The organism is Clavibacter sp., assembly GCF_014802555.1.
GTDB lineage: Bacteria > Actinomycetota > Actinomycetes > Actinomycetales > Microbacteriaceae > Clavibacter > Clavibacter sepedonicus.
Map to the genome: position 1 here is coordinate 34,059 of NZ_JAAVCB010000126.1, position 17,428 is coordinate 51,486.

At 73.0% G+C, this 17,428-nt stretch carries 16 protein-coding genes; 14 read left to right on the plus strand and 2 right to left on the minus strand.

Annotated elements, in window-relative coordinates:
- The first annotated feature begins 40 nt into the window (after positions 1-40).
- From HDR73_RS14035 to HDR73_RS14095, 13 genes are all read left to right on the plus strand, one after another.
- Positions 41-688: an amino acid ABC transporter permease gene (locus tag HDR73_RS14035; RefSeq protein ID WP_012298621.1), complete on the plus strand. Its 648-nt coding sequence runs from the start codon at positions 41-43 to the stop codon at positions 686-688.
- Positions 685-1,509, plus strand: a complete 825-nt coding sequence (locus HDR73_RS14040; protein ID WP_012298622.1) for an amino acid ABC transporter permease — start codon at positions 685-687, stop codon at positions 1,507-1,509. The genes HDR73_RS14035 and HDR73_RS14040 overlap by 4 nt, the downstream gene beginning before the upstream one ends.
- Before the next feature lie 74 nt (positions 1,510-1,583).
- Positions 1,584-2,621 carry a phenylalanine--tRNA ligase subunit alpha gene (pheS, locus tag HDR73_RS14045; protein ID WP_012298623.1) on the plus strand — a complete coding sequence of 346 codons (1,038 nt, stop codon included), beginning with the start codon at positions 1,584-1,586 and terminating at the stop codon, positions 2,619-2,621.
- A 2-nt stretch (positions 2,622-2,623) separates the two neighbouring features.
- Entirely contained in the window at positions 2,624-5,167 is a 2,544-nt protein-coding gene (gene pheT, locus HDR73_RS14050) for a phenylalanine--tRNA ligase subunit beta (protein ID WP_012298624.1), read from the plus strand.
- A gap of 116 nt (positions 5,168-5,283) precedes the next feature.
- Positions 5,284-6,333 (plus strand): N-acetyl-gamma-glutamyl-phosphate reductase, encoded by a 1,050-nt coding sequence (gene argC, locus HDR73_RS14055; RefSeq protein ID WP_012298625.1) that lies wholly within the window; start codon positions 5,284-5,286, stop codon positions 6,331-6,333.
- Positions 6,330-7,484, plus strand: coding sequence for a bifunctional glutamate N-acetyltransferase/amino-acid acetyltransferase ArgJ (gene argJ / locus HDR73_RS14060; protein ID WP_012298626.1), 1,155 nt, complete (start codon positions 6,330-6,332; stop codon positions 7,482-7,484). Before argC ends, argJ begins: the two co-directional genes overlap by 4 nt.
- A 23-nt stretch (positions 7,485-7,507) precedes the next feature.
- Positions 7,508-8,419, plus strand: coding sequence for an acetylglutamate kinase (gene argB, locus HDR73_RS14065; RefSeq protein WP_041464908.1), 912 nt, complete (start codon positions 7,508-7,510; stop codon positions 8,417-8,419).
- A complete protein-coding gene (locus HDR73_RS14070) occupies positions 8,416-9,633 on the plus strand; it encodes an acetylornithine transaminase (protein ID WP_012298628.1) in 1,218 nt (405 codons plus the stop codon). The genes argB and HDR73_RS14070 overlap by 4 nt, the downstream gene beginning before the upstream one ends.
- A 147-nt stretch (positions 9,634-9,780) precedes the next feature.
- On the plus strand, positions 9,781-10,704 hold the full coding sequence (gene argF, locus HDR73_RS14075; protein ID WP_012298629.1) for an ornithine carbamoyltransferase: 924 nt from the start codon (positions 9,781-9,783) through the stop codon (positions 10,702-10,704).
- Positions 10,705-10,752: 48 nt separating this feature from the next.
- The gene (locus HDR73_RS14080; protein ID WP_012298630.1) at positions 10,753-12,006 is read left to right on the plus strand and encodes an argininosuccinate synthase; all 1,254 of its coding nucleotides are present in this window, start codon (positions 10,753-10,755) and stop codon (positions 12,004-12,006) included.
- Positions 12,007-12,010: 4 nt separating this feature from the next.
- Positions 12,011-13,492, plus strand: coding sequence for an argininosuccinate lyase (argH, locus tag HDR73_RS14085; protein ID WP_012298631.1), 1,482 nt, complete (start codon positions 12,011-12,013; stop codon positions 13,490-13,492).
- Positions 13,489-13,626: a hypothetical protein gene (locus tag HDR73_RS14090; RefSeq protein WP_012038681.1), complete on the plus strand. Its 138-nt coding sequence runs from the start codon at positions 13,489-13,491 to the stop codon at positions 13,624-13,626. The genes argH and HDR73_RS14090 overlap by 4 nt, the downstream gene beginning before the upstream one ends.
- A gap of 7 nt (positions 13,627-13,633) precedes the next feature.
- On the plus strand, positions 13,634-14,248 hold the full coding sequence (locus tag HDR73_RS14095) for a DNA-3-methyladenine glycosylase (protein WP_012298632.1): 615 nt from the start codon (positions 13,634-13,636) through the stop codon (positions 14,246-14,248).
- 18 nt (positions 14,249-14,266) lie between these two features.
- On the opposite strand, the gene HDR73_RS14100 is transcribed toward HDR73_RS14095, so the two are convergent.
- Both HDR73_RS14100 and HDR73_RS14105 read right to left on the minus strand, forming a co-directional pair.
- Positions 14,267-14,866 (minus strand): hypothetical protein, encoded by a 600-nt coding sequence (locus tag HDR73_RS14100; protein ID WP_012298633.1) that lies wholly within the window; start codon positions 14,864-14,866, stop codon positions 14,267-14,269.
- Entirely contained in the window at positions 14,863-15,534 is a 672-nt protein-coding gene (locus HDR73_RS14105; protein ID WP_012298634.1) for a hypothetical protein, read from the minus strand. The genes HDR73_RS14100 and HDR73_RS14105 overlap by 4 nt, the downstream gene beginning before the upstream one ends.
- Before the next feature lie 218 nt (positions 15,535-15,752).
- Here HDR73_RS14105 and tyrS point away from each other — a divergent pair, with 218 nt between their 5' ends.
- Positions 15,753-17,081: a tyrosine--tRNA ligase gene (tyrS, locus tag HDR73_RS14110; protein ID WP_012298635.1), complete on the plus strand. Its 1,329-nt coding sequence runs from the start codon at positions 15,753-15,755 to the stop codon at positions 17,079-17,081.
- The last annotated feature ends 347 nt before the right edge of the window (positions 17,082-17,428 follow it).

The window sequence follows — 17,428 nt, forward strand, 5'->3', positions numbered from 1 at the left end:
TCGCCCGGCCGCGCCGGGTGCAGACCATAGGAGGTGCGCCGTGGATGTGATCCTCGACAATCTCGACGTGTTCCTGCGGGGGTTCGGCGGCACGCTGCGCCTCCTCCTCACCACGGTGCTGTTCGCGCTCCCGCTGGGGGTCGTGATCGCCGCGATGAGGATCTCGCCCGTCGCGAGCCTCCGCGCCACCTCCACGATCTACGTCGAGCTGCTGCGGAACACCCCGCTGCTGCTCGTCTTCACCTTCTTCAGCGTCGTGATCACCTCGATCTCGGGCGCGCTGCCGTTCATGACGGCCGCGGTGCTCGCGCTCACGCTCTACACGGCGCCGTTCTTCGCCGAGGCGATCCGCTCGGGCATCAACAGCGTGCCCGTCGGCCAGGCCGAGGCCGCGCGCAGCATCGGGCTGACGTTCTCGCAGACGCTCGGGTCGGTGATCCTGCCGCAGGCCGTCCGCACCGTCATCCCGCCGCTGATCAACGTCGTCATCGCCCTCACCAAGAACACGTCGATCGCGGGCGCCTACTTCATCTACGAGCTGTTCAACGTGGGCCGCGACGTCGCGAACGCGAACGGGGACGCGGTCGTCTGGGTGTTCGTGGGCGTCGCGTTCTTCTACCTCATCATCACGGTCCCGCTCGGTCAGCTGGCGGACCACCTCGAGAAGCGAGTGGCGGTCTCCCGATGAGCCAGGTCCTCTACGACGTGCCCGGCCCGAGGGCCCGCCGTCGCTCCCGCGTCCTCTCCGTCGTCACGGGTGCCATCGTCGTGGCCGTGCTCGCCTTCGCCGCCGTGAAGCTGCAGCAGGCCGGGCAGTTCAGCCCCGACATCTGGCTCGTGCTCAACGACCCGCTCGTCTGGCAGCTCCTCCTGCGCGGCCTCGTCGTGGTGCTGCAGTCGGCCGCGGTGGCCGCCGTCCTCGCGATCCTCCTCGGCATGGTGCTCGCGCTCCTGCGCATGAGCGAGCACCGCGTGATCCGCTACGCCGTCACCGTCGTGCTCGAGTTCTTCCGCGGCATGCCCGTGCTGCTGATGATGCTGTTCATCTACCTGATCTTCCCGATCGGGCCGTACTGGTCGGTCGTCACGGCGCTCACGCTCTACAACGGCGCGATCATCGGCGAGGCCCTCCGTTCCGGCATCCTCGGCCTGCCGCGCGGACAGCGCGAGGCGGGGCTGGCGATCGGGCTCCGGCCGCTGCAGAACCGGCTGCTGGTGGAGTTCCCGCAGGCGTTCCGGACGATGCTGCCGATCATCGTCGCCCAGCTCGTGGTGCTCATCAAGGACACCGCGCTCGGCACCATCGTCAGCCTCGTCGGACTCACCAAGCAGGGCGAGCTGATCCTCGAGGCCACGAGCCGGGCCAACTCGCTGCCGATCTTCGTGGTCATGGTGGGCATGTACCTGGTGCTCAACCTCTCGGTGTCGACCATCGCGCGGCGGCTCGCCAGGAAGCGCGGACCGCGCGTCGCGAAGACCGTCGCGGCCGGGACCTCGCAGGGCGCGTAGCCGCGTCGCGTAGCCGCGTCGCGAGGCCGGTCGCGGGCGGGGAGCGCGACCCCCGCTCGGTAGACTCGGGCCTCATGTCCGAATCCCAGATCTCCGAGGAGACCGTCGGCGCCGCCGTGGAGCAGGCGATGGCCGCGCTCGCCGCGACCACCGACTCCGCGTCGCTCGCCCAGGCGCGCTCCGCCCACATCGGCGAGGCGTCGCCGCTCGCCCGGCTGAACGGATCGCTCCGCTCGCTGCCGCCCGAACAGCGCAAGGACGCGGGCAAGCTCGTCGGCCAGTCGCGCGCCCGCGTGACGCAGGCGTTCCAGGCCCGCGAGGCGGAGATCCAGGAGCAGGAGGCCGCCGAGAGGCTCGTCGCCGAGGCCGTCGACGTCACCGCGCTGCCGAGCCGCTGGCGCGCCGGCGCCCGCCACCCGCTCACCATGCTCGAGGAGCGCATCGCCGACATCTTCGTCGGCATGGGCTGGCAGGTGAACGAGGGCCCCGAGCTCGAGAGCGAGTGGTTCAACTTCGACGCGCTCAACTTCCCGCCGGATCACCCGGCGCGCGCCATGCAGGACTCCTTCTACGTGGATCCGACCGACGCGCACCTGGTGCTCCGCACGCACACCTCGCCCGTGCAGATCCGCACGCTGCTCGCCGACGAGCTGCCCGTCTACACGATCGCCCAGGGCCGCACCTTCCGCAGCGACGAGCTCGACGCGACGCACACGCCCGCGTTCCGCCAGATCGAGGGCATCGCGATCGACCGCGGCCTCACCATGGCGCACCTGCGCGGCACGCTCGAGCACTTCGCGCGCTCGATGTTCGGACGCGAAGCGCGCGTCCGCCTGCGCCCCAACTACTTCCCCTTCACCGAGCCGAGCGCCGAGATGGACGTCTGGCACCCGGCCGCCGCGGGCGGACCCCGCTGGATCGAGTGGGGCGGCTGCGGGATGGTGAACCCGAACGTGCTGCGCTCCGCGGGGATCGACCCGGACGAGTACCAGGGCTTCGCGTTCGGCATGGGCACCGAGCGCACCCTCATGTTCCGCAACGACCTCTCCGACATGCGCGACATCGTCGAGGGCGACATCCGATTCGGCGCGCAGTTCGGGATGGTGGTGTAGTCGTGAGGATCCCGATCAGCTGGCTCGGCGAGCACGTCGAGCTCCCCGCGGGGGTCACCCCCGAGGACGTCCACGCGTCGCTCGTGAAGGTGGGTCTGGAAGAAGAGGACGTGCACGCGTTCTCGATCTCCGGCCCCGTCGTCGTCGGGCAGGTGCTCGAGGCGAGCCCCGAGCCCCAGACCAACGGCAAGACCATCAACTGGTGCTCCGTCCGCGTCGCGCCCGAGGGCGCCACGGCCGCCGACGGCGGCGAGGACGTGCGCGGCATCGTCTGCGGCGCGCACAACTTCGTCGTCGGCGACAAGGTCGTGGTGAGCCTGCCCGGTGCGGTGCTGCCCGGCCCGTTCCCCATCAGCGCGCGGAAGACCTACGGCCACGTGTCCGACGGCATGATCGCGTCGTCGCGGGAGCTGGGTCTCGGGGAGGAGCACGACGGGATCCTCGTCCTCTCCACGCTCGGGCTCGACCCCGAGGTCGGCACGGACGCGCTCGCGCTCCTGCACCTCGACGACCAGGCGGTCGAGGTCAACGTCACGCCCGACCGCGGCTACGCGTTCTCGATCCGCGGCATCGCCCGGGAGTACGCGCACGCCACGGGCGCCGCGTTCACCGACCCCGCCGACGCGCTCGCGCTGCTCGCGGCCGACGCACCGGTCCAGGGGGTCGAGGTGCGCGTCGACGACGCCGCCCCGATCCGCGGCCGCGTCGGCGCCGACGTGTTCGTCACGCGCGTGGTCTCCGGCCTCGACCTCTCCCGGCCCACCCCGCCGTGGATGGTCTCGCGGCTCACGCTCGCGGGCGTCCGGTCGATCTCCCTGGCCGTCGACATCACGAACTACGTCATGCTCGAGCTCGGCCAGCCGCTGCACGCCTACGACCTCGATCGGCTGCAGGGCGGCATCGTCGTCCGCCGCGCCGCTGAGGGCGAGACGCTCGTCACGCTCGACGGACGCGAGCGCGCGCTGCACGTCGAGGACCTCGTCATCGCCGACGGCTCGGGACCGGTGGGGCTCGCGGGCGTCATGGGCGGCGCGGCCACCGAGATCGGCGCGGGCACGAGCCGCGTGCTGATCGAGGCGGCGGGCTTCGACCCGGTCTCCATCGCGCGCACCGCTCGCCGGCACAAGCTGCCGAGCGAGGCGTCCAAGCGCTTCGAGCGGGGCGTGGATCCCCGCATCGCCCCCGCCGCCGCCGCACGCGCGGTGCAGCTCCTCGAGGAGCTGGCCGGCGGCCACGCGGAGGGCCTCGGCTCGATCCTCGACACGACCGCCCCGCGCGAGGCCGTCGAGCTGTCGCTGGCGTACCCGGCGTCGCTCGTCGGCGTCGACTACACCGCGGACGAGGTGCGCCACGCGCTCGTCGACGTTGGCTGCGCGCTCGAGGAGCGCGACGGTGTGCTCGTCGTCACGCCGCCGACGTGGCGTCCGGACCTGCGCCACCGCGCCGACCTCGTGGAGGAGGTCGCGCGCATCGTCGGCTACGACCGGATCCCCGCCGTGCTGCCCGTCGCACCCCCCGGCCGCGGGCTCACCGCCGCGCAGCGCCTCCGTCGTCAGGCCTCGATCGCGCTTGCCGCGGGCGGGCTCACCGAGGTGATGGGCTCGCCGTTCGCGTCCGAGGCGCAGAACGCGCGCTTCGGCGCGGCCGATCGCGACGACGCCCCTGCGGTGCGCCTCGCGAACCCGCTCGACGTCGCGTTCCCGTTCCTCCGCCGCTCGCTGCTGCCGGGGCTCGTCGACATCGCGCGGCGGAACCTCTCGCGCGGATCCACCGACCTCGCGATCTTCGAGACCGGCACCGTCTTCCTGCCCCGCGCCGGCGTCGCCTACGGCTCTCCCGAGATGCCGCCGGGTGCCGCGCGCCCCGACGCGGACGCGCTGCGGGCGCTCGACGCGGGCATCCCGCCGCAGCCGCGCCACGTCGGCGTGCTGATCCTCGGCGACGCCGTCCCGAAGCAGCCGGGCACCCCCGCGCAGCGCGCGGGCCTCGTCGACGCGCTCGACGCGGTGCGGCAGCTCGCGCACGCGGTGGGCGTGGAGATCCGCTTCGAGCAGGGCGCCCACATCGCCCTGCACCCGGGTCGCACGGCCGCGGTCGAGGCCGTGACCGCCGACGGCCCCGTCATCGTGGGATTCGCGGGCGAGCTCCTGCCCGCGCTCGCCGCCGAGCTCGACCTGCCCGAGCGCGTGGCGCTGGCCGAGGTCGACCTCGACCGGCTCGTCGAGCTCGCGGGCGGCGCCGTCGAGGTGCGCACGCTCACCTCGATGCCCGTCGCCACGCAGGACCTCAGCCTCGTGGTGCCGCTCGACGTCCCGGCCGGGGAGCTGCTCCGCACGGTGGTCGAGGGCGCGGGCGAGCTCCTCGAGACCGCCCGGCTCGTCGACGACTACCGCGGCCCCGGAGTCGCGGACGGCACCCGCTCGCTCACGCTCGCGCTCCGCTTCCGCGCGCCCGACCGCACGCTGACCGCGGCGGAGGCGAGCGCGGCCCGCGACGGATCCGTGCGGCTCGCCGCCGAGCGCTTCGGCGCGGCGCTGCGCGAGTAGCCCGGCGCGCACCTGGCGCGACGCGCGGGCGGGCCCCTCCCGGGAGGGGCCGCCCGCGCTGTCGTCCGGCCTGCCGCCCGGCGGGGCCCCTCCGGCACCGGCACTAGATTTGAGGCATGTCATTCTCAGTCGCCGTCGCGGGCGCCAGCGGCTATGCCGGCGGGGAGCTCCTCCGCCTGCTCGCCGACCACCCGCGCCTCGAGGTCCAGACGCTCACCGCATTCCAGAACGCGGGCGAGCGTCTGCGTGAGGTGCACCCGCACCTCACCTCGTACGCCGACCGCACCTTCGTCGAGACGACGGCCGAGCAGCTGGCCGGCCACGACGTGGTCTTCCTCGCGCTGCCGCACGGCAAGTCGGGCGCCATCACGGCCGAGCTCGACGACCAGACGCTCGTGGTCGACTGCGGCGCCGACCACCGGCTCGTCGACGAGGCCGCGTGGGACGCGTTCTACGGCGGCGACTTCGCGGGCGCCTGGCCGTACGGCCTGCCCGAGCTGCTGCACGCGGAGGAGGGTGGCACCCAGCGCACGCGCCTGTCGGGCGTGAAGCGGATCGCCGTCCCCGGCTGCAACGTCACCGCCATCACGCTCGGGCTCCAGCCCGGGATCCGCGCGGGGGTCATCGAGCCGGAGGACGTGGTCGCCGTGCTCGCCGTCGGCCCGTCCGGCGCCGGACGGTCCCTCCGCACCAACCTGCTGGCGAGCGAGATCCTCGGATCCGCCAGCGCCTACGCGGTCGGGGGCACCCACCGCCACACGCCGGAGATCCGGCAGAACCTCGAGACGGCGGGCGGCGGGCACGTGAGCGTCTCGTTCACGCCCGTACTCGTGCCGATGGCCCGGGGGATCCTCGCCACGGCCACCGCGCGCCTCGCCCCCGGCTTCTCCGCGCACGACGTCCGTGCGGCGTGGGAGCTCGCCTACGCCGACGAGCCCTTCGTGCACCTCCTGCCGGAGGGGACGTTCCCGAACGTGTCCGACGTCACGGGATCCAACACCGCGCTCGTGGGCCTCGCCATCGACGAGGCCGCCGGGCGCGTCGTCACGGTCACGGCCATCGACAACCTGGTCAAGGGCACGGCGGGCGCGGCGATCCAGTCGGCCAACATCGCGCTCGGGCTGCCCGAGGCCATGGGCCTCCCGGTGAACGGGGTGGCCCCGTGAGCGTCACCGCCGCGCGCGGCTTCGTCGCCGGAGGCGTCGCCGCCGGCCTCAAGTCCACGGGCGCGCTCGACGTCGCCCTCGTCCGCAACACCGGGCCGTCGCAGGCCGCCGCGGCGGTCTTCACCAGCAACCGCTGCCAGGCGAACCCCATCCTCTGGTCGCGCCAGGTCATCGGCGACGGCCGGGTGAGCGCCGTCGTCCTCAACTCGGGCGGCGCCAACTGCTACACGGGATCCCGCGGGTTCCAGGTCACGCACGCCACCGCCGAGGCGGTCGGCCGCGCGCTCGACGTCTCCAGCGGCGACGTGCTCGTCTGCAGCACCGGCCTCATCGGCGAGCAGCTCCCGCTCGAGAAGCTCGAGGACGGGGTCGCCCGCGTGGCCGTCGCGCTCGCCGAGGACGGCGGGGACGACGCGGCACGCGCCATCATGACCACCGACACGAAGCCCAAGCAGTCCGTCCGCGCGTCCGACGCCGGCTGGACGGTCGGCGGCATGGCCAAGGGCGCGGGCATGCTCGCGCCGGGCCTCGCCACCATGCTCGTGGTCATCACCACCGACGCCGACCTCGACAGCGCCGCGCTCGACGCGGCCCTCCGCGAGTCCACGCGCGTCACCTTCGACCGCCTCGACTCCGACGGCTGCATGTCGACCAACGACCAGGTCACGCTCCTGGCGTCGGCCGCATCGGGCGTCGTGCCCGACGCCGACGCGTTCCAGGCCGCGCTCACCGCGGTGTGCGCCGACCTCGCCGAGCAGCTCCAGGCCGACGCCGAGGGCGCCGCGCACGACATCGCCATCGAGGTCGTGCACGCCGCATCCGACGCCGACGCCGTCGAGGTGGGACGGGCGGTCGCCCGCAGCAACCTCTTCAAGGCCGCCGTCTTCGGCAACGACCCCAACTGGGGTCGCGTGCTCGCGGCCGTCGGCACCACGGGCGCAGCCTTCGACCCCTACGGCATCGACGTCGCCATCAACGGCGTCGAGGTGTGCCGCGCCGGCGAGCCGCACGAGAGCCGCGACCTGGTGGACCTCCACCCGCGCGCCGTGCACGTCCTCATCGACCTGCACGCGGGCGACGCGACCGCGACGATCCTCACCAACGACCTCACGCACGACTACGTGCACGAGAACAGCGCGTACGCCAGCTGATGGGCGACGCAGACGGGACGGACGTGACCGCCATCGCGCAGCAGGCCGCCGACCGCGACCAGGCGCAGGCGGAGTCGAAGGCCGCGATCCTCATCGAGTCGCTCTCGTGGCTCCAGCGCTTCCACGACCGCATCGTGGTCGTGAAGTTCGGCGGCAACGCCATGGTCGACGAGGAGCTCACGCGCACCTTCGCCGAGGACGTCGTGTACCTCCGCTACGCCGGCCTCCGACCGGTCGTCGTGCACGGCGGCGGCCCGCAGATCAGCGCGATGCTCACGCGCCTCGGCATCGATAGCGAGTTCCGCGGGGGATACCGCGTCACCACGCCCGAGGTCCTCGAGGTCGTGCGCATGGTGCTCACCGGGCAGGTCAGCCGCGACGTCGTGCGCGGCATCAACGCGCACGGGCCCCTCGCGGCCGCCGTCTCGGGCGAGGACGCCGGGCTCTTCACCGGCCGCCGCCGCGGTGCCGTGGTCGACGGCGTCGAGGTCGACCTCGGCCTCGTCGGCGACGTCGTGTCGGTGGATCCCACGGCCGTGCTCGCGCAGCTCGACGCCGGCCGCATCCCGGTGGTCTCCTCCATCGCGCCGGACGAGTCCGATCCCGCCGTGTCGCTCAACGTCAACGCGGACGCCGCGGCTGCCGCGCTCGCCGTGGCCCTCGGCGCCGAGAAGCTCGTGATCCTCACCGACGTCGCCGGCCTGTACCGCGACTGGCCCGACCGCGGATCGCTCGTCTCCGACATCCGCGCCGACGAGCTCCGCGCCCTGCTGCCGTCGCTCGAGTCGGGCATGATCCCCAAGATGGCGGCGTGCCTCGAGGCCGTCGACGGGGGAGTGCCCAAAGCCGCGATCATCGACGGCCGCATCCCGCACTCGATGCTCCTCGAGATCTTCACCACGAACGGAATCGGAACGGAGGTCGTGCCCGCATGACCACGACCCAGCCAGAGCGCCGCACCACCCAGACCGAGAGCGAGTGGTCCGACCGCTTCCAGGCCGCGATGATGCGCTCATCGCCGCCGCCGCTCGCCATGCTCGTCCGCGGCGAGGGCTGCCGCGTGTGGGACTCGACCGGCCGCGAGTACCTCGACTTCCTCGCGGGCATCGCCGTCAACTCCCTCGGGCACGCGCACCCGGCGCTCATCCGGGCGGTCACCGAGCAGGTGTCCACGCTCGCGCACGTGTCCAACTACTTCGCGACGCCGCCGCAGATCGCGCTCGCCGAGCGCCTCCGCCGCATCACGGGCGCCGGCGACACCGGCCGCGTCTACTTCGGCAACTCCGGCGCCGAGGCGAACGAGGCGGCCTTCAAGCTCGCCCGCCGCAACGGATCCGACAGGCGCACGCGCGTCATCACGCTGCAGGGCTCCTTCCACGGCCGCACGATGGGCGCGCTCGCGCTCACCGGGCAGCCCGCGCTGCAGACGCCGTTCCTCCCGCTCCCCGGCGGCGTCGAGCACATCGCGCCGACCCTCGAGGCGCTCGAGGCGGCGATCGACGACACCGTCCAGGCGCTCATCCTCGAGCCGATCCAGGGCGAGGCCGGCGTCGTCGACCTGCCCGCCGGGTTCCTCCGCCGCGCCCGCGAGCTCACGCGGCAGCACGGCGCGCTGCTCATCCTCGACGAGATCCAGACGGGCGTCGGCCGCACGGGCCGCTGGTTCGCCTACGAGCACGAGGGCGTGCGGCCGGATGCGGTCACCATCGCCAAGGGCATCGCGGGCGGCGTGCCGATCGGCGCGCTCGTGGCCTTCGACGCCGCGGCCGACCTCCTGCAGAAGGGCCAGCACGGATCCACGTTCGGCGGCAACCCGCTCGCGACGGCGGCCGGGAACGCCGTGCTCACGGAGATCGAGGACGCCGGGCTCGTGGAGAACGCGCGTGTGCGCGGCGAGGAGATCCGCGCGTCCATCACCGGCCTCGACTCCCCGCTCGTCGCCGAGGTCCGCGGGCGCGGCCTCCTCATCGGCGTGGGCCTCCACCACGAGGACGGCGGACGCATCGCGGCCGCCGCGCTCGGCGAGGGGCTCATCATCAACGCGCCGAACGCCCGCAGCCTCCGCATCGCGCCGCCGCTCATCGTGGGTGACGCCGAGGTGCGCGACTTCCGCGGGCGGTTCGCGCGGGCGCTGGCGCACCTGCGCTGACCCGGGCGGGGAGCCGGCCGATGCGACCGCGCGCGCTCCCCGCCGACCCGTCGGCGCACCCCCGCGCGGGGGTGCCCGCGGACGGATCCGCCCCCGCACGTCCCCTAGGCTTGAGCGATCCCGAGTCCCCCGAGAGCGAGCGATGCGATGACCCGCCACTTCCTGCGCGACGACGACCTGAGCCCGGCCGAGCAGGCCGAGGTGCTCGATCTGGCGGTGCAGCTGAAGCGCGAGCGCTGGTCCGAGCGCCCCCTCGCGGGTCCGCAGACCGTCGCCGTCATCTTCGACAAGTCCTCCACCCGCACGCGCGTCTCGTTCGCCGTCGGCATCGCGGACCTCGGCGGCGTCCCGCTCGTCATCAGCACCGCCAACAGCCAGCTCGGCGGCAAGGAGACCGCGAGTGACACCGCGCGCGTGCTCGAGCGCCAGGTCGCGGCCATCGTGTGGCGCACGTACGCGCAGTCGGGCCTCGAGGAGATGGCCGCGGGAACCACGGTCCCCGTCGTCAACGCCCTCTCGGACGACTTCCACCCGTGCCAGATCCTCGCCGACCTGCTCACCATCCGCGAGCACCGCGGCGACCTCGCCGGCCAGACCCTCGTCTTCCTCGGCGACGGAGCGAGCAACATGGCGCACTCCTACCTCCTCGGCGGCGTCACGGCCGGCATGCACGTGCGCATCGCCGCCCCCGCGGGCTACGTGCCCGCCGCGGTCGTCGTGGCCGACGCCGAGCGCATCGCCGCGACCACCGGCGGCTCGGTCCGGATCCTCGCCGACCCCGTCGAGGCCGTCACCGGCGCCGACGTCGTCATCACCGACACCTGGGTGTCGATGGGCCGCGAGGAGGAGAAGGCCCAGCGCCTGGCCGAGCTCGGCGCCTACCAGGTCACGACCGAGCTCATGGCGCACGCGGTTGACGACGCCATCTTCCTGCACTGCCTTCCCGCCGACCGCGAGTACGAGGTGGCCGCCGAGGTCATCGACGGCCCGCAGTCGGTGGTCTGGGACGAGGCGGAGAACCGCCTGCACGCCCAGAAGGCGCTGCTCGTCTGGCTCCTGCGCCAGTCCTGACGCAGCCCGCACACCCCGAGACACCTCAGCAACGAAACGGAGAACGGCATGGCCGAACGCGTGGTACTGGCATATTCCGGCGGACTCGACACCTCGGTCGGCATCGGCTGGCTCAAGGACGCGACGGGCAAGGAGGTCGTGGCCCTCGCCGTCGACGTCGGCCAGGGCGGCGAGGACATGGAGGTCATCCGGCAGCGCGCGCTCGACTGCGGCGCGGTCGAGGCCGTCGTGGTGGATGCGAAGGACGAGTTCGCGGACGACTACATCGTCCCCGCGCTCAAGGCCAACGCCCTCTACCAGAAGCGCTACCCGCTGGTCTCGGGCCTCAGCCGCCCGCTGATCGCGAAGCACCTCGCGCGCGTCGCCCACGAGCTCGGCGCGAACAGCGTCGCGCACGGCTGCACCGGCAAGGGCAACGACCAGGTGCGCTTCGAGGCCGCCGTCGCCGCGCTCGCACCCGACCTCACCTCCATCGCGCCCGTCCGCGACCTCGCGCTCACGCGCGACAAGGCCATCGTCTACGCCAACGAGCACGACCTGCCCATCGAGCAGAGCAAGAAGAGCCCGTACTCGATCGACAAGAACGTGTGGGGCCGCGCGGTCGAGACCGGCTTCCTGGAGGACCCGTGGAACGGGCCGATCGAGGACCTCTACGAGTACACGCAGGACCCCGACGTGCTGCGCGAGGCCACGGAGGTCACCATCACGTTCGAGGCGGGCGTCCCCGTCGCCATCGACGGCATCCGCTACTCGCCGCTCCGCATCGTCCAGGAGCTGAACGCCGCCGCCGGCGCGCACGGCATCGGCCGCATCGACGTCGTCGAGGACCGCCTCGTCGGCATCAAGAGCCGCGAGGTCTACGAGGCCCCCGCCGCGATGACCCTCATCGAGGCGCACGAGGAGCTCGAGGCCCTCACCATCGAGCGCGACCTCGGCCGCTACAAGCGCGGCGTCGAGAAGGACTGGGCGAACCTCGTCTACGACGGACTCTGGTTCTCCGGCCTCAAGCGCTCGCTCGACGCGTTCATCGAGGACTCGCAGCGGCACGTCTCCGGCGACATCCGCATGACGCTGCGTGGAGGACGCGCGGTCGTCACCGGCCGCCGCAGCGAGACGAGCCTCTACGACTTCGACCTCGCGACCTACGACACCGGCGACACGTTCGACCAGTCCCTGTCCAAGGGCTTCATCGAGCTGTGGTCGCTGCCGAGCAAGATCTCGGCGCGCCGCGACCTCGCCGTGGAGCAGGCCGCGCTCGCGGCCGACGACGCGACGCCCGCGGCCGCGCCCGCCGCGGAGTAGCCAAATGACCGAGAGCACGGATCCGTCCTCCCGGGCCGGCGAGGCGGGCGCCCTCTGGGGCGGCCGCTTCGCCGGCGGCCCGTCGCCGGAGCTCGTGGCGCTCAGCCGCTCGACGCACTTCGACTGGCAGCTGGCGCCGTACGACATCGCCGGATCCCGGGCGCACGCCCGTGCTCTCGCGGCGGCCGGCTACCTGTCGGACGCCGAGCGACAGGCCATGCTGCAGGCCCTCGACACCCTGGAGGACCGCGTGCGCTCGGGCGCGCTCGTCGCGTCCGAGGCCGACGAGGACGTGCACGGCGCCCTCGAGCGCGGCCTCATGGATATCGCGGGTCCGGATCTCGGCGGCAAGCTCCGCGCGGGCCGCAGCCGCAACGACCAGATCGCGACGCTGGTGCGCATGTACCTGCGCGACCACGCCGCCGTCATCCACGCGATGCTCGTGCAGCTCGTCGACGCGCTGGCCGCGCAGGCCGAGGCGGCGGGCGGCGCGATCATGCCGGGTCGCACGCACCTGCAGCACGCGCAGCCCGTGCTCCTCGCGCACCACCTGCTCGCGCACTGCTGGCCGCTGGTCCGCGACCTCGAGCGCCTCGCCGACTGGGACGCGCGTGCGGACGTCTCACCGTACGGATCCGGCGCGCTCGCGGGCTCGACCCTCGGCCTCGACGCGAGTGCGGTCGCCCGCGACCTCGGCTTCGCGCGCAGCTCCGAGAACTCTATCGACGGCACGGCGGCGCGCGATGTCGTGGCCGAGTTCGCCTTCGTGCTCGCCCAGGTCGGCATCGACCTGTCGCGGCTGAGCGAGGAGATCATCCTCTGGAACACGCGCGAGTTCGGGTTCGTCACGCTGAGCGACTCCTTTTCGACCGGGTCGTCGATCATGCCGCAGAAGAAGAACCCGGACATCGCGGAGCTCGCGCGCGGCAAGTCGGGCCGGCTCATCGGCAACCTGTCAGGCCTGCTCGCGACCCTCAAAGGCCTGCCGCTGGCGTACAACCGCGATCTGCAGGAGGACAAGGAGCCCGTCTTCGACTCGGTGCAGACCCTCGAGGTGCTGCTCCCAGCGTTCACCGGGATGATCGCGACCCTCCGCTTCGACGTCGATCGCATGGCCGAGCTCGCGCCGCAGGGCTTCTCGCTCGCGACCGACGTAGCCGAGTGGCTGGTCAAGCACCGCGTGGCCTTCCGCGACGCGCACGAGATCACGGGGGAGCTCGTGAAGCTCGCGGAGTCCCGAGGCGTGGGCCTGGAGGACCTCTCCGACGACGACCTCCGCGCCGTGTCGCCGCACCTGGTGCCCGAGGTCCGCGAGGTGCTGAGCATCGACGGATCCGTGGCGAGCCGCGACGGCGTCGGCGGCACCGCCCGCGTCCGGGTCGACGAGCAGCGCGCCGAGTTGGTGCGCCGCGTGGCCGAGCTGCGGGCGCGGGCCGATGCCGCGGCCGAGCGCCGGGCGGCCGCGTCCGCGGCGGCGTCGGCGTGACGCTCTCGAACGGCCGCCGTCCCGAGCGGCCCGAGCCCCGGCATCGCTGGCTCCTGCCGCTCGTGATCGGCGTGGCCGTCGCCGTGCTGGTCTTCGTGGTGGTCGTCGCGAGCCTCAACGGCGAGCTGATCTGATCCCCGCGTGATCGACGCGGCGTTCTTCGCGCGCGACGCCGTCGAGGTGGCGCCCGCCCTCCTCGGCGCGATCCTGTCGCGGGACTCCGAGGAGGGCAGGGTCGCCGTCCGCCTCACCGAGGTGGAGGCGTATCGCGGGGTCGGCGAGGATCCCGGGTCGCACGCCTTCCGAGGGAAGCGGGCGCGCAACGCGACGATGTTCGGCCCGCCCGCGCATCTCTACGCGTACTTCACGTACGGCATGCACACGTGCGCGAACATCGTCTGCGGCCCCGAGGGCACGAGCGCCGGCGTGCTGCTGCGTGCCGGCGAGATCGTGGAGGGCGCGGATCTCGCCCGGTCCCGGCGCGGCGCGGCCGTCCGCGACCGCGATCTCGCCCGGGGACCGGCGCGGCTGGCCGTCGCCCTCGGGATCCCGCTCGCCGACGACGGCGCCGCGCTCGACGCGCCGCCGTACCGGCTGGTGCTCCCGGACGAGCCGCTCGCCCTGCCGGCCGCGGGTCCGCGCGCGGGCGTCTCGGGTCCGGGCGGCTCCGGTGAGCTCTTCCCCTGGCGCTTCTGGGTGCCGGGCGATCCGACCGTCTCGCCGTATCGCGCGCACGTCCCGCGCGTCCGCCGCTGAGCGATCAGGGCTGTCCTCTTACCGGACGACGAGGACGACCGCCGCGCACGTCGCGGCCCACAGCCAGCTCACGAGCGTCCCGATGATGAAGCGCTCGCGCGCCTCCGCCGCCTCGCCCAGCTCGCTGAAGCGGCCGACGCCCTTGATGGCGATGACCACCGCGAGCGCCTCGGGGTACCCGGCGAGGATGACGGCCACGACGGCCAGCCGCTCGAGCATGCCGATCGTCGCGCCGCCCCGCAGGACCTCGCGGGTCGGCCGTCGCAGCGCCGACGGGTCGTCCTCGTGCCCGCGCGGCGCCACCAGGATCCCGCCGTACGCGCCGGGCGGCACCGAGCCCCGCGTCGCGAGGGCGAGGACGACGGTGGATGCGGATCCTCCGCCCAGCACCGCGAGCACGACCGCGACGAGTCCGAGGTACCCGACGACCAGCGGGGACGCGACGCCCCGGAGCGCGAGGCCCAGCACGACCGCCGCGGCGAGAGCGGCCGCGGCCCCGGCGACCAGGCCGGTGCGCGGTGCGCGCGCGGTGAGCAGCGCGAGCACGAGGGCCGCGGTGGCGAGCACGCAGAGGATTACCCAGGCCGCGACCTCCGCGGGGGTGCCGGCGGGGATCACGAGCGGCCACCTTCCCGGGCCGCGCGCGGTGCGTGCGAGGCACCTGCATCCAGGTGCGCCAGCAGCGCCTCGAGCCCGGGGATCGCGGCGCGCTCCGCGCGCCATCCGCTCGTGCGCAGACGCGTGCTCACGGCCTGCGGCGTGACCCCGAGCTCGGCGGCCACCTCCCGTTGCGTCCCGCCGCCCGCCATGCGGTCGACGACGTCCCAGCCCTGCGGGGTGCGCCGGTCGCGTGCGAGCAGCAGCAGGGTGATGAGCGCCTCCACCTCCGCGGCACCGGGCAGCTCCGGTGCGTCACCGTCGCCGGAACGCGCGATCGGCGGATCGACCGCGAGCGCGAACCGCGTCGCGCTGCGCTTGGCCGCGGTGACCGCGTCCCGGGCGGCGATGAACGCGGGCCCCGTGGCCTCGCGCGTCGCCCGGGGGAGCGGGATCCGCACCGTGCCGATCCCGAGGCCGACGCTCCAGTGCCCCGCGCGCGTGAGCATCAGCACCATGTCGAGCGCGGTGGCGGCGTCGGCGACGAGCGCCTGCACCTCGTCGCCGGACGTGCGGTCGACCGGGAGCACCAGGCGTCCCTCGTAGCGGGCCGCGAGGTCGTCCCGTCCCGTCCCGGCGCGATCGATGTCGTGCCGGCTCGCCTTCTGGTCGGCCGTGATGACGAACATGCGCCCTCCTCAAGTCCCCGACATTGATGATGGCACATCAATGCCACGCACTTGTCTCTTCGCCATCAATCCCGGGCCGTTGACGCGCCGTCCTCCCGACGGACCCGAGCCTGCCGCCCACCACCGACACCCGGCACGCCGCCGGATCGCATCGCGACGCGGCTCCCGAGCGAGCCCGACGGGACGCCGCCTCACCGCCGTGCCCCACCGGCTCGGGGATGCCGCGCTGGTACCGTGACCGGGTGACGAACGCCGATCCCGACCGCCTCTCCTCCCAGCGCAACGACCCGTCCTTCGAGGACGTGTGGGAGGAGATCGTCTGGCGCGGGTACGTGCACGTCTCCACCGACCAGGACGCGCTGAAGGAGCTGCTGTCCGGTCCGCCGATCACGTACTACTGCGGCTTCGACCCCACCGCGCCGAGCCTGCACCTCGGCAACCTCGTGCAGCTCGTGCTGATGCGTCGCCTCCAGCTGGCGGGCCACCGACCGCTCGGCCTCGTGGGCGGGTCGACCGGCCTGATCGGCGACCCTCGGCCCACGGCGGAGCGGACCCTCAACACCCCGGAGGTCGTGGCGGAGTGGGTGGGCCGTCTGCAGGCGCAGGTGTCCGCCTTCCTCAGCCCCGAGGGCGACAACGCCGTCCGCATCGTGAACAACCTCGACTGGACGGCGCCGCTCAGCGCCATCGACTTCCTCCGCGAGGTGGGCAAGCACTTCCGTGTGGGCACCATGCTCAAGAAGGACGCGGTGAGCGCCCGCCTCAACTCGGACGAGGGCATCAGCTACACGGAGTTCAGCTACCAGATCCTGCAGGGCCTCGACTTCCGGGAGCTGCACCGCGCATACGGGTGCGTGCTCCAGACCGGCGGCAGCGACCAGTGGGGCAACCTCACCAGCGGCACCGACCTGATCCGGCGGAGCGAGCGGGCCACGGCGCACGCCATCGGCACGCCGCTGATCACCAACTCCGACGGCACCAAGTTCGGCAAGAGCGAGGGCAACGCCGTGTGGCTGGACCCGGAGCTTACGAGCCCGTACGCGTTCTACCAGTTCTGGCTCAACACCGATGACGGCGACGTGATCCACCGCCTGCGCGTCTTCACGTTCCTCGACCGGGCTCGCATCGAGGAGCTGGAGCGCGCCGTGGCGTCCGAGCCCTTCCGTCGCGAGGCCCAGCGGACGCTGGCGTGGGAGGTGACGTCACTGGTGCACGGGGTGGAGGCGACGGAGTCCGCGATCGCCGCGGCGCAGGCGCTGTTCGGCCAGGGCGAGCTCGCTGCATTGGACGAAGGCACGCTCGAGGCGGTCATCCGCGAGCTGCCGACCGCGGAGCTGGCTCCCGGCACCACGGTGATCCAGGCGCTCGTCGACACCGGGCTGGTCTCCAGCGCGGGGGAGGCTCGGCGCGCGATCACGCAGGGCGGGGTGTACGTGAACAACGCCGCGGTGACCGATGCGGCGGCCGTCGTGGACGAACTCCTGCACGGCCGATACGCGGTCCTGCGGCGCGGCAAGAAGACGCTCGCGGGGGTCACCGTCGGCTGAATCCGACTCCTACCAGCTATACACCACGACATCCCCGGCGACACGCCCGGGATGTCGTTGGTTTTGCGGGGGTGGGGTGGTCCGCGTAATGTCTCCTATTGTCGCCGGAACGGGCGGGGAGCTGAGAAGCTTCCGGAGCTGTTCTGGTGTTCTGGATCCTGGTGAAACAGAAGTTGCCGCGGCTTATGGGTTGCGTGTTTACCATCAACTGAGCTAGGGTCTGATTCCGCTTCCGACGTGAGTGCTGGGCCTGTGTGGTCTGGATCACTCCCACGGGGAGCGGTGGAGTGTGAGCTCCGATGGCTGGCTGTGATGGTCGGTGTCGGGAGCGTCCGTTCCTTGAGAAC

Bases quoted from the DNA above. Each gene is read 5' to 3' on its own strand.
- HDR73_RS14040 (WP_012298622.1), top strand. From the start codon at position 685: ATGAGCCAGGTCCTCTACGACGTGCCCGGCCCGAGGGCCCGCCGTCGC.
- pheS (WP_012298623.1), top strand. From the start codon at position 1,584: ATGTCCGAATCCCAGATCTCCGAGGAGACCGTCGGCGCCGCCGTGGAG.
- argC (WP_012298625.1), top strand. From the start codon at position 5,284: ATGTCATTCTCAGTCGCCGTCGCGGGCGCCAGCGGCTATGCCGGCGGG.
- HDR73_RS14070 (WP_012298628.1), top strand. From the start codon at position 8,416: ATGACCACGACCCAGCCAGAGCGCCGCACCACCCAGACCGAGAGCGAG.
- argF (WP_012298629.1), top strand. From the start codon at position 9,781: ATGACCCGCCACTTCCTGCGCGACGACGACCTGAGCCCGGCCGAGCAG.
- HDR73_RS14080 (WP_012298630.1), top strand. From the start codon at position 10,753: ATGGCCGAACGCGTGGTACTGGCATATTCCGGCGGACTCGACACCTCG.
- argH (WP_012298631.1), top strand. From the start codon at position 12,011: ATGACCGAGAGCACGGATCCGTCCTCCCGGGCCGGCGAGGCGGGCGCC.
- HDR73_RS14105 (WP_012298634.1), bottom strand. From the start codon at position 15,534: ATGTTCGTCATCACGGCCGACCAGAAGGCGAGCCGGCACGACATCGAT.
- tyrS (WP_012298635.1), top strand. From the start codon at position 15,753: ATGCCGCGCTGGTACCGTGACCGGGTGACGAACGCCGATCCCGACCGC.